Genomic DNA, 14911 nt, shown 5'->3' with positions numbered 1-14911 from the left:
CACCACCCCGACCAGCGAACACAGGTGCACGCGTTCGAATCGCTTCGGCAAAGCCGACAACGGGTAGGGGCGTTCCGCGCCCTGAACCGGATGGCGGCCACGCTCCGCATCGCGACACCCGGACGCGATTCCTCCCCGGCGTGAACACCGGGGCGCCCTCGCAAGAGACAGGTGATCAACCACGATCTGAGATCCCTCGCGACCCTCCGCGACCTCCGCGACCTCCGCGACCTCCGCGACCTCCGCGACCTCCGCGACCTCCGCGACCTCCGCGACCTCCGCGAGAGTCAACTGCCGTGCGGGCGGCCGCAGTCCACGGGTCTCGGCGGTGATCCGTGTCGCCCTGGCGTGGTCTGCGTCACTTCGCTGTAACAAGCCGTACCCCTGAGCGCCGCGCCGCTCATAGGGTGCTGACCATGATGGTCCCCGCGGTCCTGCTGCTGCTCGGTGCTCTGACCGCCGTGATCGCCCCCCGGCTGATCGCCCGGGCCGACTGGCCGGACCATGAACCGGTGGTGGCCCTGTGGGCGTGGCAGTGCGTGGTGGCCGCGGTCCTGCTGTGCTGCGCGCTGTCGATGACGCTCAGCGCGGCGGCGGCCTGGCAGGCGGTGCGCGGGCACGTCTTCGCTCCGGCTCCGCAGTCGGTCGTCGAGGCGTACGCGCTGGGCGCGACCGGCCCCTGGGCGGCGGCGACCGCGGTGCTGCTCGCCTGTGGCGGGCTGTGGAGCGGGGCGATGCTGGTACGGGAGATCCTGCGGAGCCGGGCCGGACACCGGTCGCGGCGCGCCGAACTCCGGTTGCGCGCCCCGCTGTTGCCGGGCGAGGAGTCCGCGTCCGGCCGGCTGTTCGTGCTGGAGGGCGAGCGGGCCGACGCCTGGTGGCTGGCGGGGGCGGAGCCTCGACTGGTGGTCACCACGGCCGCGTTGCGGCGTCTGAAGGGTCGTCAGCTCGATGCCGTGCTCGCGCATGAGCAGGGGCACGCGCAGGCGCGGCACGACTGGCTGCTGCACTGCTCGACCGCGCTGGCCACGGGGTTCCCGCAGGTGCCGGTGTTCGCCGCGTTCCGGGACGAGATGCACCGGCTGGTCGAACTCTCCGCCGACGACATGGCCTCCCGCCGCTTCGGCCGGCTGACGACCGCACTGGCGCTGGTCGAACTCAACGAGGACCGGGGCGTGTTCGGCCCCTCCCCCGCCCCGCAGGCCCATGTCCCGCAGCGCGTGAACCGGTTGCTGACCCCGCCCGACCGCCTCACCGCGGCCCGCAGACTCCGGCTGACGGCCGCGGCCTCGCTGGTACCGGTGATCCCGGTGCTGGTGACACTGGTGCCCGCGCTTCGGGCACTGGGCTGAGCATCCCCCGCACGGGAACAGCCCACGGCCGGCCCGACGCACAGCGACCACCGCCGAGAGACACATCTCGAACCGGGACAGGCCGTCCCCCTGGCCGGAACAGGCCGTTCCGGGGCACTCGGCGGGCCACCCGGGTTCGCCTCTCGCCCCATGGGTCGGCGATTATCACTACATGCACACCCTGCACGTCGACTCCCCGCCCCGTCCGACGGCCCTGCGCACGGCCGTCCGTACCGCCCTGGTCCTGGGACTGTGCTCCGCCGTGCTGCTCCTCCTGGTCGCTGCCGCCTGGCAGCCCCTGATCTCCGTCGACGACGACATCTCCCGTACCACCCATCGATGGGCCGTCGCCGACCCCTACATCACCCAGGTCTGCCGCATCCTCACGGACTGGGTCTGGGACCCCGTGACCATGCGGCTGCTGGTCGGGGTGGTGGCCGTGTGGCTGGTGTGGCGACATGCGGCCTGGTGGACGGCCGGTTGGCTGATCGTCACCTCAGCGGTGGGCACGCTGATCCAGCAGGGCCTGAAGGCCTGGGTCGGCCGTGCCCGTCCGGACTGGCCCGACCCGGTCGACTCCGCGCACTACGCGGCGTATCCCTCCGGCCACGCCCTGACCGCCACCGTGGTCTTCGGCCTCCTGTTGTGGCTGCTGCACCGGCACGGCGTCGACCGCGTCGTATGGCGGACGGCGCTGGCGGTCGCCGTGGTCTCCGTGGCGGGCGTGGGCCTGACCCGAATCTGGCTGGGCGTGCACTGGCCCTCAGACGTCCTGGGCGGCTGGCTGCTGGGCGCGCTGCTGGTGACACTGGCGATCGCGGCACGACTGCGGTGGCAACCGTGACCGGGCCGGGGCGCAGGTACGGCTACGTGGGCCCGGAGGACGTACGGCGGGCGGTCGGCCGCGGCAACGGGGGCCGAGCGATCCGCTGCGCCGCCGACCTGGACGCCTGCACGACGGCGAAGGACGCGGAGCCGTTCACGTACGTCGTCGGCCTCGACGGCCTGCTGCGGCTCGCGCCGCGGCGCAGCGAGCATGTGGCGTGTGCGGACGGTGATGACGTCCTCGGCGCGGGTGAGATCTCGTTCCGCCGTGGCCCCCGCGGAGCGGTGCTCGTGCACGAGGTCAGCAACCAGTCCACCGGCTACTGCCCCGACCCCGACTCCTGGCCGGCCGTCGCCGCCGCCCTGGACCGGGCCGGCATCGGCCGTCCCGACGGATTCACGCACGCGTTGGTGTTCCGTCGCTGCGAGGGGTGCGGGGAGAACAACGTGGTCCGTGAAGGGGTCTTCGTCTGCGTGTTCTGTGACGGTGATCTGCCGCTCCTCTGGAACGTGACTCCACGCGATCCGCACCGTCCATAGGGTCGTCCCCATGACGACCCGTACGACGAGCCGTATGACCAGCCGTATGACGACCGTGTTGTTCGACTTCTCCGGGACCCTCTTCCGTGTCGAGTCCGCCGAGTGCTGGCTGCGGGCGGCGCTGGACGCGGCGGGCGGCGCGCTGCCCGAGTCGGAGGTGGTCGCGAAGGCGTGGGCGCTGGAGACGGCCGGTGCGCTGCCGGGTGGGGCGCCTCCCGTCCGGGTGCCCGACGAGGTGGCCGGGGCGTGGCGGGTGCGGGATCGGAGCGCGGAACTGCACCGGGCCGCGTACACCGGTCTGGCCCGTCAGGTGCCGCTGCCGGATCCGGCGCTGCACGACGCCCTGTACGACCGGCACTGGACGCCGGCCGCCTGGTCCCCGTACGCCGACGCCCTGGACGTGCTGAGCGGGCTGGGCGAGCGCGGCTTCCGGGTCGGTGTGGTCAGCAACATCGGCTGGGATCTGCGGCCGGTGTTCCGGGAGCACGGCCTCGACCGGTTCGTCGAGACGTATGTGCTGTCGTACGAACACGGAGTGCAGAAGCCGGACCCGCGGCTGTTCACGATCGCGTGCGAGGCGCTGGGCGCCGATCCCCGCAGCACGCTGATGGTGGGCGACGACCGGCGCGCGGACGGCGGGGCGGCGGCGCTCGGCTGCGCGGTGCACTTCGTGGACCATCTGCCGACGGCCGAGCGTCCGGACGGGCTGCGCCCGGTCCTGGGCCTGGTGGGCTGATCCGGCGAGGCCTCGCCTCACCCCCGCCGACAGTAGCCTCAGGCCACCACTGTGGTGAAGCGCGCCCACTCTGGACGATCCCCCGCGTCGCCCAGAGCAGGCGGCAGCCCGGTCACGTTCCGTCCGGAACAGACCGGGACACCCTGAGTATAGTTGGCTGATAGCCAGTCAACGCAGGAGTTACAGGATGTCCCCGCGCAGCGCCTCGGTCAATGAAGAATTGCGTCGGCGTTCCCGGGAGCGGCTCCTGCAGGCGGCGGTGGAGGTGGTGAGCGAGCACGGGTACGAGGCGACGACGCTCGGCGACATCGCGGACCGGGCCGGCTCGGCACGCGGTCTGGTCTCGTACTACTTCCCCGGCAAGCGCCAGCTGGTGCAGTCGGCCGTGCACCGGCTGATGCACCGCACGCTCGAGGAGGCGCTGGAGCGCGAACCGCACACCGAGGACGGCCGGGAGCGGATGGCGCGGGCCATCGACGCGATCATGGGGCTGGCCCGGGACCGCACCGTGCTGATGCGCCAGCACATGGCGGGGCTGCTGCAGGCCGAGGGCTTCGTGCAGTGTCCGGAGCAACAGCGGCTGGCCGAGCTGCTGCGGGACACCGCGGTCCGACACGGGTCGCAGGACGTCGACCACGACTACCCGATGCTGCGCTCCCAGCTGATGGGAGCCGTCTACGCGATGGTGCTGCCGAACGTGCCGCTGCCGCTCACGACACTGCGCGCCGAGCTGTTCGCCCGCTACCGGCTCGACTGGGACCAGGGGGTCCCGCCGGACGCCGAGGCGCCCGGCGGGAGAGGTGACACCGATCTGTCGCGTTTCTTCGCGACGGACCCGCCGACCGGAAATCGGTCGACAGGGAATCGACCGACCGGAAGTCGGTCGACCGGAAATCAGTCGAAGTAGTCCGGCTGGGTCTGGACGTTGAGCTCGCTCAGGTGAACCCGCTTCGCCGGGTCCGTGCGCCGGTCGCTGAGCTTCAGCACGTCGAAGCCCTTGGCGATGTCGTTGGAGTAGATGTAGCCGTTGTAGTAGTACGCCGACCACGAGCCGCCGCCCACCAGGGTGCTGGTGGAGATCGGACCGCGCTCGAAGTAGGCGATCTCCGTGGGCTTCGACGAGTCGGTGAAGTCCCAGACGGAGACGCCGCCCTGGTACCACGCCTGGACCATGATGTCCTTGCCCTTGACCGGGATCAGCGAGCCGTTGTGCGCGACGCAGTTCTCGGTGTCGGCCTGGTAGCGGGGGATCTTGTAGTAGCTGCGGAAGACCAGCTTGCGCTTGTCGCCCTTGCCAACGATGTCGTAGATGCCGTCGGCGCCGCGGTTCGGGCCGGTCGCCGCGTTGCAGGTGGCCGCTCCGCCGCCGCCCAGCTCGTCGGTGAAGACGACCTTGTTCGCCTTCTGGTTGAAGGTCGCCGAATGCCAGAACGCGAAGTTCACGTTGTCCTGGACCTGGTCGATGACCTTCGGGTGCTCCGGGTCCTTGATGGAGAACAGGATGCCGTCGCCCATGCAGGCGCCGGCCGCCAGGTCCTTCTCCGGCAGCACCGTGATGTCGTGGCAGCCGGTGGTCTTGGACACGCCGGGGTTCGTCGGACTGCCCGGGTTGCCGCCGCCGTCCGCGCCCTCACCGGGGAACAGGACGGGGAAGCCCACGACCGCCGCCTTCTCGGGGGCGTTGCGCGGCACCTTGATGACCGAGATGCCGTCGTGCGGGGGCTGGCAGTCGGGATAGGCGGCGTTGGGCGAGTACGACGAGACGTAGACATAGACGTTCTTGCGCTCGGGCACCAGGGTGTGGGTGTGCGAGCCGCAGGAGGTCTCGACGGCAGCGACGTACTTCGGGTTCTTCTTGTCGCTGATGTCGAAGATCTTCATGCCCTCCCAGGAGGACTTCTCGGTCACCGGCTGCGTGGTGCTGTTGCAACTGCTGTCGCTGCGCGAGGAGTCGGTCGACAGGAAGAGCAGGTCGCCCGAGACCGAGATGTCGTTCTGCGCGCCGGGGCAGAGCACCTGGGACACGGTCTTCGGCGACTTCGGGTTGCTGATGTCGAAGATGCGGAAGCCGTCGTAGTTGCCCGAGAAGGCGTACTTGCCCTGGAAGGCCAGGTCCGAGTTGGTGCCGGCCAGCACGTCCTTGGGGATGTTCGTCAGGTGCTGGATGTTGGCGGAGTGGACGATCTCGTCCTGACCGGGTATCTCACCCGCGGCGATCGCCGCGGACGCGTCGGCCCGGGCGCCTCGGGAGACCTCTTGCTCCACGGCCGGCCCGTCCCCCGGGTCGGGGGTCGCGGCCGCCGGTACCGCGCTCAGCAGCGCGGCCAGGAGTCCGGCACACGCGGCTACGACTCCCAGCCGTCTGCGGTGCGTTCGGGGATCGTTCAACAGGGTCACTGCATCCTCCCTAGTTGCCGTTCCCACGGGAACGGTTCACGGTGCTCCGAAGTATCGTCTTCATCATGCACATATCAAAGGTCGGCAACGCACTCGTAATGAATCTTTCCGTTCGGTAGCGCGTTCAGTGGTGCAAGATCCAGACAGTGCCCACGGATCCAGCCGAGGACGACCGGCTCGTCCTCAACTCGCCCGTCCCAGGAGGTTGTTGTGCTCGTCCGCCGCGCGCCCCTCGTCTCGGCCGCACTGCTGCTCGCACTCGCGCTCGCGGGCTGCGACTCGGGGCCGGACACCAAGTCGGGTGCGGCCAAGGGACCTTCGGCGAGCGGCCCTTCGGTGATCGCGCCGGGCAAGCCGGGCGAGGCGAACCGGACCCTGTCCGCACAGGACGCGGCCGAACAGCGCGCCGACGACGACACGCCCAACTCGGCCGACGTGTCGTACGCGCAGATGATGATCGAGCACCACACCCAGGCACTGGAGATGACCGAACTCGTCCCGGACCGCGCCGAGTCGGGGGACGTCGAGCGGCTCGCCCTGCGCATCTCCGCGGCGCAGGGACCGGAGATCGAGGCCATGAAGGGCTGGCTCACGACACATGGCAAGAAGACGACGAGCGACGAGCACGCGCACACACTGATGCCCGGGATGGCGACCGAGGCACAGCTGACCAAGTTGCGCGCGGCGCGCGGCAAGGCGTTCGACGCGCTCTTCCTCACGCTGATGATCACCCATCACGAGGGCGCCCTCACCATGGCCACGGACGTCAAGGCACAGGGCAACAACGTGCAGGTCGAGGAGATGGCGGACGACGTGATCGCACAGCAGACGAGCGAGATCACCCGGATGCGCGGGATGCTCTAGCGACTGCGACTGCGACTGCGACTGCGGCCGCGGCCGGCGCCGGTCCGGTCAGCGGCGCGCGTGACGTGGTGTCAGATACCCGGCGTCCCGCGCCTGCGCGATCAGCCGCAGCGATCTGCGCCGGCTGCGCCCCGTCGCGCACATGACCGCGAGAACGGGGTCGAGGCCGTCCTCCTGGGCCGCGCGGTACTCCTGCGCGACCAGCCACCGTCCCTCGATGCCGCGCGGCCAGGCCGGGCGGGCCCGCCGGGAGCCGAGCGAGTCGTCGACACGCCCCGTGTCCTCCGTGTCCGCCGCACCTTCCGCGCCCTCCGCGTCCTCCGCGTCCTCCGCCTCCGGGCCGGGCCGGTCGCACCTCTCGAACAGCGGGCCCTCGATCCAGTCGGCGAGGACCGTCAGGTCGACGAGGGACAGGGCCGGCCGGGCCCGGACGTCCTCGATGGAGACCCGGCCCTCGGACACGACGGCCAGCAGTTCGACGCACGCCCCGTCGGCGAAGGCCAGCCGGACATGGAACCAGGAAGTGGCGCCTCCACCCTCCTGGACCTCCCACGCGGGCCACACGGACACCGTGCCGTCCTCGGCGGAACGATCAGAAAGATTAAGAAACGATGCTTCTAGCACACACGCAACGTAACCGCATGATCACTTTCCATACGAACGGACACGCACGCGTCGCAACCGCACAGCACCCTGTCAGCGGAGCGGCAGCGGTGCGATGCTGGAGACACCAGCGATCCCCTCCGTCCCGCCGGGGAAGGAGTTCCGCCGTGCTGCGTGTCGCCGTCGTCGGCTCGGGGCCGAGTGGGGTCTACACCGCCCAGAGCCTGGTCCAGCAGGACCCCGAGGTGCTCGTCGACGTCCTGGACCGGCTGCCGTGCCCGTACGGGCTCGTGCGGTACGGCGTCGCCCCGGACCACGAGAAGATCAAGTCGCTGCAGCAGAACCTGCGCGCGGTGCTGGAACACGAGCGGGTCCGCTTCCTCGGCGGGATCCGGGTCGGCGCGGACGGAGTGCCCGTGGCGCGGCTGCGCGAGCTGTACCACGCGGTCGTGTACTGCGTGGGCGCCGCGACGGACCGGCACCTCGGCATCCCCGGCGAGGAGCTGCCCGGCAGCTGGTCGGCGACCGAGTTCGTGTCCTGGTACAGCGCGCATCCGGACGCCGCCGCGGACGGCTTTCTGCCCGCCGCCCGTTCGGCCGTGGTGGTGGGCGTGGGAAACGTCGCGGTGGACGTCACCCGAATGCTGGCCCGGGGCCCGGCCGAGCTCAGTCCCACCGACATGCCGCAGGGGGCGCTGACCGCGCTCGCGGCGAGTTCGGTGACCGAGATCCACATGGTCGGACGGCGCGGCCCGTCCCAGGCCCGGTTCACCACCAAGGAGCTGCGCGAGCTGGGCGGCCTGCCGGACACCGAGGTGATCGTGGACGAGGCGGAGCTGGCGCTGGACCCGGCGTACGGCGACCCCGCCGGGCTGCCGGCGGCGCAGCGCCGCAATGTGGAGGTGCTGCGCGGCTGGGCGGCGACGCCGTCCCGCGGCGCCCGGCGGCGGATCCGGCTCCGGTTCTTCCTGCGGCCGGTCGAACTGCTCGCCGACGGAGACGGGAACGGCGACCGGGTGGGCGCGGTGCGCTTCGAGCGGACGGCGCCGGACGGGCACGGCGGGGTGACGGGCACCGGACTGCACGAGGACCTCGAGGCCCAGTTGGTGCTGCGGTCGGTGGGCTATCGCGGGCTGCCGCTGGAGGGGCTGCCGTTCGCCCCGGAGCGGGGCACGGTGCCGCATCTCGCCGGGCGGGTGCTGCGCGGGGGCGCGGTCGCGCCGGGCGAGTACGTGGCGGGCTGGATCAAGCGGGGCCCGACCGGTGTCATCGGCACCAACCGGCCGTGCGCGAAGGAGACGGCGACGTCCCTGCTGGAGGACGCCCCCGTCCTGCTGCGGCGCGAGTTGCCGGGCGACCCGCTGGAACTGCTGCGGGCCGCCGCGGCAGAACCCGTCGTCGAGTGGGCGGGATGGCTGGCGATCGAGCGGGCCGAGGCGGAGCTGGGGGCCTCGCTCGGGCGGGGTGTGGTGAAGCTGCCGGACTGGGCGTCGCTGCTGGCCGCGGCGTCGCGGGCGACCGGGTGAGCCTGACACACCTCGGCAACAGCATCGAAATCAACAAACTGTTCAAGCGCCTTACGGTCTCGTGCTGTCCGCATGTTTCCAGTCACCCCACCGCTCTGGAGTGCCCATGGCCACGACCGCGCCCGTTCATCCCGTCGACGAGGTGCCGCCCGTACGGCAGTTGGCGGCTTTCGGCCTGCAGCACGTGCTCGCGATGTACGCGGGCGCGGTGGCGGTGCCCCTGATCGTGGGCGGTGCGATGAAGCTGTCGCCCGCCGATCTGGCGTATCTGATCACCGCCGACCTGCTGGTCTGCGGCATCGCCACGCTCATCCAGTGCGTGGGCTTCTGGCGCTTCGGCGTGCGGCTGCCGATCATGCAGGGCTGTACGTTCGCGGCGGTGTCGCCGATGGTGCTCATCGGGACGACCGGCGGCGGACTGCCCGCGATCTACGGGTCGGTGATCGTGGCGGGGCTCGCGATCGCCCTGCTGGCACCCGTGTTCGGCAGGCTGCTGCGCTTCTTCCCGCCGCTGGTCACGGGCACGGTGATCCTGATCATCGGTGTCTCGCTGCTGCCGGTCGCGGGCAACTGGGCGGCGGGCGGGGCCGGTTCGGCGGACTTCGGGGCGCCGAGGAACATCGGGCTGGCCGCGTTCGTGCTCGCGGTGGTGCTGGGCGTGCAGCGCTTCGCGCCGGCCTTCCTGAGCCGGATCGCGGTGCTGATCGGCATCGCGGTGGGGCTCGCCGTCGCGGTGCCGTTCGGATTCACGGACTTCGACGGCGTCGGGGACGCCGACTGGGTCGGGATCAGCACGCCGTTCCACTTCGGCGCGCCGACGTTCGAGGCCTCGGCGATCATCTCGATGCTGGTCGTGGCCCTGGTGACGATGACCGAGACGACCGGTGACCTCATCGCCGTCGGAGAGATGACGGACCGCAGGGTCGACTCGCGCAGCCTCTCCGACGGCCTGCGCGCCGACGGCCTGTCGACCGTCCTCGGCGGTGTCTTCAACACCTTCCCGTACACGGCGTACGCGCAGAACGTGGGCCTGGTGGGCATGACCCGGGTGCGCAGCCGCTGGGTCGTCGCCACCGCCGGCGCCATGCTCGTCCTGCTGGGCCTGCTGCCCAAGCTGGGCGCCGTGGTGGCGGCGATTCCGGCGCCGGTGCTGGGCGGCGCCGGTCTGGTGATGTTCGGCACGGTGGCCGCGAGCGGGCTGCGCACACTGGCCGAGGTCGACTTCAGGGGCAACCACAACCTGACGGTGGTGGCCGTGTCGGTCGCGATGGGCGTGCTGCCGGTCGGCGTCCCGACGCTCTACGCGAAGTTCCCGGACTGGTTCCAGACCGTGATGACCAGCGGCATCAGCGCGGGCTGCGTGACGGCGATCGCCCTCAACCTGCTCTTCAACCACCTGCCGGGCAAGGGCAGTTCGCCCGCGTCGGCCGGTTCGGACAGCTCTGCCGGTTCGGACGGGTCCCGGGCGACAGGTCTGCCGGCCGTCTAGGCCTGCCGCCTGCGCGGGGGCGGCTGCTTCGCACACCTCCCCCGCGCCCCCGTCGGGCTCAACTCGACGTGCAGACGGTCCCGTTGAGCGTGAAGGCCCCGGGCGCGGCGCTGTTGCCCGTGTGGTTGGCCTGGTAGCCGATGGTGACGCTCGCGTTGGGGGCGATGGCGCCGTTGTAGGTCGCGTTGGTCGCCGTCACCGCTCCGGAGACCGGGGCGTACGTGGCGCCCCAGCCGTTGGTGATGGTCTGGCCGGCGGGCAGGGTGAAGCCGAGCTGCCAGCCGCCGACCGCGGTGGCGCCGGTGTTGGTGAGGGTCACGGAGGCGGTCAGACCGGTGTTCCAGGCGTTGGTCGTCGCGGTCACCCGGCAGCCGCCGGGCTGGGGCTGCGGGGCGGGCCCCGAGCTGTCCAGACCGAAGAAGGTGAGGACGCGGGCCGCCAAGCCGGTCATGTCCACGTTGTGGCCGACGCCCTGCAGACTCACGGCCTCGACGGGCGCCTGGTCACCGGTGCCGCCGTAGCGGGTCCGGGTCCAGTTCGAGACGGGCGAGTCGGTGGCGGACGGGGTCTGGCTCACGCCCTGCACATTGGTCCACTGCTTGATCTCCTCCCCGAAGTTGGGGTAGCGCAGCACATCGTCCTCGGTGCCGTGCCACAGCTGCATACGCGGCCGGGGACCGGTGTAGCCGGGGTAGGCCGCGCGGACGAGGTCGCCCCACTCCTGCGGGGTGTGGATCACGGTGCCGCCGGAGCAGGCGCTGTTCCACTCGGAGCCGTCGGTGGTGGCGAAGCAGCCGAACGGGACGCCGGCGAACGCGGCGCCGGCGGCGAACACGTCGGGGTAGTCGCCGAGCAGGACGTTGGTCATCATCGCGCCGGAGGAGATACCGGTGGCGTAGACGCGGCCGGTGTCGGCGGAGTAGTTGGCGCTCACCCAGTCGACCATCGACCTGATGCCGACCGGGTCGCTGCCGCCCCCGCGCTTCAGCGCCTGCGGCGAGGAGACGTCGAAGCACTTGCTGCTGCGGGTGACGGACGGGTAGATCACGATGTACCCGTACCGGTCGGCCAGCGTGTCGTACTCGGTGCCGTTGTACATGTCGGGGCCCGAGCCGGTGCACCAGTGCACGGCGACCAGGACCGCCGGGTGCGCCGTCACATTGGACGGCACGTACACGTACATGCGCAGGTTGCTGGGGTTGGTCCCGAAGCCGGTGACCTCGGTGAGGGTGGCGGCGGGCACGGCTGCGGCGACCTCCGTCCGTGCGGCGGCGGCAGCGGCGGGTGCGGGTGCGGTGAGCAGGGCTGCGGCGAGGAGAAGAAGCAGTGCGCCCCATAACGAACGCAGCGTTCGCCCAGGTGAGTGGATCACGTGATTGCCCCATTCTGGTAGCGGCTCGGGGTACGTCGAAGCGTGCGGAGCGGGGACGGGCGCGGCTCAGCAGGCGGCGTTCGGCCGGGTCCGGGTCGACAGGCCCGGCCGCCAAGGGGGAAGCATCCGCAACGCATGGTGGCATGCACACGCTCGCCATGGAAGCGCTCCCACGCCAACTCCCCGGAAGCCCTTGCCGATCGGCCGAGGCCGGCCGGACGGCCGAATGCGTTCTGCGCGAAGCGTTGACTAGAAAGCGCTTGCCCCCTACGTTCCGTTCAGCAGTGTGACCGAGCCGCTCGCCCGATCCCCACAAAGAGCCGCACTGCCCGTGCATGACGTTCAACATGGCGAACATCAGTCACATATCTGAAACACCTGCATCACGTGACTCACCCCCCTCCCCCGAAGGGACGCACCCGCATGCGTACTGGCCCCCCACGCCCCCACGCACCGAGATCCGCTCTGGTGGCGGCGGCCGCCGCTCTCGCCACGGCGGCGGTCCTCGCCCTCCCCCAGTCGGCGGGCGCCGCCGACAGCGCACCGATCGGCTTCGGCGCCGGCACGACCGGTGGCGGCAGCGCGACCGCGGTCACCGTCTCGACGCTGGACGCCTTCAAGACGGCGGTGACCGGCAGCACGGCGAAGGTCGTGAAGGTCAACGGCCTGATCTCGCTGAGCGGTCAGGTCGACATCGGGTCCAACACCACGGTCCTGGGCGTCGGTTCGGCATCCGGGTTCACGGGTGGGGGCCTGCGCCTGAAGAAGGTGACGAACGTCGTCATCCGCAATCTGAACATCAGCAAACCGCTCAAGCCCGCCGACGGCATCGAGGTCCAGGCCGCCACCAAGGTGTGGATCGACCACAACTCCTTCTCGGCCGACCGCGATCACGACAAGGACTACTACGACGGCCTGCTGGACATCAACCACGCCTCGGACTACGTGACGGTGTCGTGGAACACCTTCAAGGACCACTACAAGGGCTCACTCGTCGGCCACAGCGACAACAACTCCAGTGAGGACACCGGCCACTTGAGGGTGACGTACCACCACAACCTCTTCAGCAACGTCTACTCGCGCATCCCCAGCCTGCGCTTCGGCACCGGCCACTTCTACGACAACTACGTCGTCGGGGCCGAGACGGCCGTCCACTCGCGCATGGGCGCGCAGATGCTCGTCGAGAACAACGTCTTCCGCTCGACGCCGGTCGCCGTCACCACGAACCGCGACAGCGACGTGGACGGCTACGCCAACCTGACCGGCAACGACCTCGGCGGCGCCACGACCGAGGTGTCGCAGGTCGGAACCTTCACCAAGCCGCCGTACAGCTACACCGCCGAGCCCGCCTCGTCCGTCGTCGCCTCGGTGACGTCCGGCGCGGGCGCCGGAAAGCTCTGACCGACCACACCACTCCCCCCATCCCCCACCTGGAAGAAGGCATCGGGACATGACTTCCCCAGCAATCGCGAGCTCACCCAGGCGCTTGCGCGCTCTCACCGGCGGGCTGTCCGCCGTCGGCCTCACGGTTGGCATGATCATGACCAGTGGCGCGCTCACCCCGGCGAGCGCCGCCACCTGGCCCACCGCCACCGGCAGTCAGGCCGTCACCGCCACCATCCCCGTCTCCGGCACCAAGGACTACGGGATGAAGCGCCTCTACGGCAGCGGCGACCTCGGCAGCGGCGGCCAGAACGAGGACCAGGACCCGATCCTGGAGCTCGCGGCCGGCGCCGTCCTGAAGAACGTCATCATCGGCGCGCCCGCCGCCGACGGCATCCACTGCCAGGGCAGCTGCACGCTGCAGAACGTCTGGTGGGAGGACGTCGGCGAGGACGCGGCGACCTTCCGCGGCTCCTCGTCGTCCAACGTGTACACCGTCTCGGGCGGTGGCGCGCGCTCGGCCAGCGACAAGGTGTTCCAGTTCAACGGCGCCGGCACGCTGAACGTGTCGAACTTCGCGGTGCAGAACTTCGGCACGTTCGTCCGCTCGTGCGGCAACTGCGGGACGCAGTACAAGCGGACGATCAACCTGAACACCATCGAGGCGACCTACTCGGGGAACAAGCTCGTCGGCATCAACACCAACTACGGCGACAGCGCGACCCTGAAGAAGATCACCATCGTCGGGGACAGCAGCAAGAAGATCATTCCCTGCCAGAAGTACATCGGCAACAACACGGGCGCGGAGCCGTCCACCAACGGCACCAGCGCGGACGGGACCTACTGCAAGTACGCGTCGTCCGACATCACGTACAAGTAGTCCCCCCGCTCGACCCCCGTTCCGCCCCCGGCCCACTCCCCGGTCCCCCCACGGTAAGAAGGCGGCCGTACGAAGCGTCCCCGCACGGCGCTTCGCACGGCCGCCGCGCCTTTGGGGCCGTCGTGGCTATCGACCCGGTCCCAACGCCGTTTCGGTGAGCTCCCGTTGGTGGTGGTCGTACGTGCTGCGCAGCGCCGGGCCCGGCCAGTCGGCGGGGAGGAGCGAGGCCGGCAGCACCGGATCGGCGCGCAGATGCCGGACGACCGCGGCGAGGACGGTCATGCGGTCGGCGGGCCGTTCCGTCCGATCGACGTGGGCGAGCAGGCCCCGGGCCGTCTCCGCCCACACGTCGAGCGGCCACAGGCTCGCGGCCAGCTCCCGGGCGGGTACTGCGGGGCGGGCGGTGAACCGCTGGAGGACGTCGCCCAGGTCCGGGGGCCAGGGCCGCCCCAGATTGGCGGGCCGCAGCCAGACGCCCTCGCGGAGCTCGGCGAGCCGGAGGGCGCTCAACCGGGTGCGCAGTTCGGCGCGTTCGGCGGGGCCGCGGCCCGTCGCGGTGATCACGGCCGTCTCCCAGTCGCCGTCCCACGCGCGCGTGTCCGGGTGCAGGGAGTCGTCCTGTCGCCGCTGACGCTCCAGCAGCCGGTCGCTGAGCCGGTAGCCGCCGTCCGTCCGCCGCAGGTCGCCCGCCGCCACCATCCGGCTGAGCGCGGCACGGACCGTCGATCCCCCGACGCCGAAGAGCTCCAGCCCTCGTACCAGGTCCTTCGCCGCGAGCTCGGGCGGGTGTGTGCCCAGCAACAGGCTCAGGACCACCGACCGCGCCGACAGCGGGGGCAGGTCGACCCCGCCGGGCTCCGCCGAGACGTTCATCCGCATAGGGACGTACCCTACGCGCGCCATCCGATGTTGCACTATTGCTACAACCGCAGCGTGAGTGCAAC

At 70.8% G+C, this 14911-nt stretch carries 14 protein-coding genes; 10 read left to right on the top strand and 4 right to left on the bottom strand.

Annotation, left to right across the window (positions count from 1 at the left end; all coding sequences use genetic code 11):
* Nucleotides 1–416 precede the first annotated feature (416 nt).
* The 5 genes from ABZ725_RS15375 (at nt 417) to ABZ725_RS15355 (ending at nt 4360) form a co-directional block, all read left to right on the top strand.
* Entirely contained in the window at nt 417–1352 is a 936-nt protein-coding gene (locus ABZ725_RS15375; protein WP_358803172.1) for a M56 family metallopeptidase, read from the top strand.
* A 172-nt stretch (nt 1353–1524) separates the two neighbouring features.
* Nucleotides 1525–2196 carry a phosphatase PAP2 family protein gene (locus ABZ725_RS15370; RefSeq protein ID WP_358803171.1) on the top strand — a complete coding sequence of 224 codons (672 nt, stop codon included), beginning with the start codon at nt 1525–1527 and terminating at the stop codon, nt 2194–2196.
* Nucleotides 2193–2717 carry a hypothetical protein gene (locus ABZ725_RS15365; protein WP_358803170.1) on the top strand — a complete coding sequence of 175 codons (525 nt, stop codon included), beginning with the start codon at nt 2193–2195 and terminating at the stop codon, nt 2715–2717. Before ABZ725_RS15370 ends, ABZ725_RS15365 begins: the two co-directional genes overlap by 4 nt.
* A gap of 46 nt (nt 2718–2763) precedes the next feature.
* On the top strand, nt 2764–3453 hold the full coding sequence (locus tag ABZ725_RS15360) for an HAD-IA family hydrolase (protein ID WP_358803257.1): 690 nt from the start codon (nt 2764–2766) through the stop codon (nt 3451–3453).
* Nucleotides 3454–3640: 187 nt separating this feature from the next.
* Nucleotides 3641–4360: a helix-turn-helix domain-containing protein gene (locus ABZ725_RS15355; protein ID WP_358803169.1), complete on the top strand. Its 720-nt coding sequence runs from the start codon at nt 3641–3643 to the stop codon at nt 4358–4360.
* On the opposite strand, the gene ABZ725_RS15350 is transcribed toward ABZ725_RS15355, so the two are convergent.
* The gene (locus ABZ725_RS15350) at nt 4348–5850 is read right to left on the bottom strand and encodes a hypothetical protein (protein ID WP_358803168.1); all 1503 of its coding nucleotides are present in this window, start codon (nt 5848–5850) and stop codon (nt 4348–4350) included. The two genes, ABZ725_RS15355 and ABZ725_RS15350, sit on opposite strands and share 13 nt — an antisense overlap.
* 210 nt (nt 5851–6060) lie before the next feature.
* Between ABZ725_RS15350 and ABZ725_RS15345 the strand changes: the two genes are divergently transcribed.
* A complete protein-coding gene (locus ABZ725_RS15345; protein ID WP_358803167.1) occupies nt 6061–6714 on the top strand; it encodes a DUF305 domain-containing protein in 654 nt (217 codons plus the stop codon).
* A gap of 48 nt (nt 6715–6762) precedes the next feature.
* Here ABZ725_RS15345 and ABZ725_RS15340 read toward each other — a convergent pair whose 3' ends face one another.
* Nucleotides 6763–7284, bottom strand: a complete 522-nt coding sequence (locus tag ABZ725_RS15340) for a DUF6214 family protein (RefSeq protein ID WP_358803166.1) — start codon at nt 7282–7284, stop codon at nt 6763–6765.
* Nucleotides 7285–7484: 200 nt separating this feature from the next.
* On the opposite strand from ABZ725_RS15340, the gene ABZ725_RS15335 reads away from it, so the two are divergent.
* Nucleotides 7485–8843, top strand: a complete 1359-nt coding sequence (locus tag ABZ725_RS15335) for an FAD-dependent oxidoreductase (protein ID WP_358803165.1) — start codon at nt 7485–7487, stop codon at nt 8841–8843.
* Nucleotides 8844–8949: 106 nt separating this feature from the next.
* Nucleotides 8950–10332, top strand: a complete 1383-nt coding sequence (locus tag ABZ725_RS15330; RefSeq protein WP_358803164.1) for a nucleobase:cation symporter-2 family protein — start codon at nt 8950–8952, stop codon at nt 10330–10332.
* A 58-nt stretch (nt 10333–10390) separates the two neighbouring features.
* Here ABZ725_RS15330 and ABZ725_RS15325 read toward each other — a convergent pair whose 3' ends face one another.
* Entirely contained in the window at nt 10391–11704 is a 1314-nt protein-coding gene (locus ABZ725_RS15325) for a PHB depolymerase family esterase (protein WP_358803163.1), read from the bottom strand.
* A 423-nt stretch (nt 11705–12127) separates the two neighbouring features.
* Between ABZ725_RS15325 and ABZ725_RS15320 the strand changes: the two genes are divergently transcribed.
* Both ABZ725_RS15320 and ABZ725_RS15315 read left to right on the top strand, forming a co-directional pair.
* Complete coding sequence (locus tag ABZ725_RS15320) at nt 12128–13105, top strand: polysaccharide lyase family 1 protein (protein ID WP_358803162.1); 978 nt, start codon at nt 12128–12130, stop codon at nt 13103–13105.
* 49 nt (nt 13106–13154) lie between these two features.
* Entirely contained in the window at nt 13155–13967 is an 813-nt protein-coding gene (locus ABZ725_RS15315; RefSeq protein WP_358803161.1) for a pectate lyase, read from the top strand.
* A gap of 126 nt (nt 13968–14093) precedes the next feature.
* Here the strand turns inward: ABZ725_RS15315 and ABZ725_RS15310 are convergent, their stop codons facing one another.
* Complete coding sequence (locus ABZ725_RS15310; protein WP_358803160.1) at nt 14094–14846, bottom strand: PaaX family transcriptional regulator C-terminal domain-containing protein; 753 nt, start codon at nt 14844–14846, stop codon at nt 14094–14096.
* Between the last annotated feature and the right edge of the window lie 65 nt (nt 14847–14911).

The organism is Streptomyces sp. NPDC006872 (assembly GCF_040635845.1).
Classification (GTDB): Bacteria; Actinomycetota; Actinomycetes; order Streptomycetales; family Streptomycetaceae; genus Streptomyces.
Note: the sequence above shows the minus strand (reverse complement) of the source record. Positions and strands in the feature narration are given on the sequence as shown.

Excerpts from the sequence above, each read along its gene's own strand:
- ABZ725_RS15375 (WP_358803172.1), top strand. The coding sequence starts at position 417 with ATGATGGTCCCCGCGGTCCTGCTGCTGCTCGGTGCTCTGACCGCCGTG.
- ABZ725_RS15370 (WP_358803171.1), top strand. The coding sequence starts at position 1,525 with ATGCACACCCTGCACGTCGACTCCCCGCCCCGTCCGACGGCCCTGCGC.
- ABZ725_RS15360 (WP_358803257.1), top strand. The coding sequence starts at position 2,764 with ATGACGACCGTGTTGTTCGACTTCTCCGGGACCCTCTTCCGTGTCGAG.
- ABZ725_RS15355 (WP_358803169.1), top strand. The coding sequence starts at position 3,641 with ATGTCCCCGCGCAGCGCCTCGGTCAATGAAGAATTGCGTCGGCGTTCC.
- ABZ725_RS15330 (WP_358803164.1), top strand. The coding sequence starts at position 8,950 with ATGGCCACGACCGCGCCCGTTCATCCCGTCGACGAGGTGCCGCCCGTA.
- ABZ725_RS15320 (WP_358803162.1), top strand. The coding sequence starts at position 12,128 with ATGCGTACTGGCCCCCCACGCCCCCACGCACCGAGATCCGCTCTGGTG.
- ABZ725_RS15315 (WP_358803161.1), top strand. The coding sequence starts at position 13,155 with ATGACTTCCCCAGCAATCGCGAGCTCACCCAGGCGCTTGCGCGCTCTC.
- ABZ725_RS15310 (WP_358803160.1), bottom strand. The coding sequence starts at position 14,846 with ATGCGGATGAACGTCTCGGCGGAGCCCGGCGGGGTCGACCTGCCCCCG.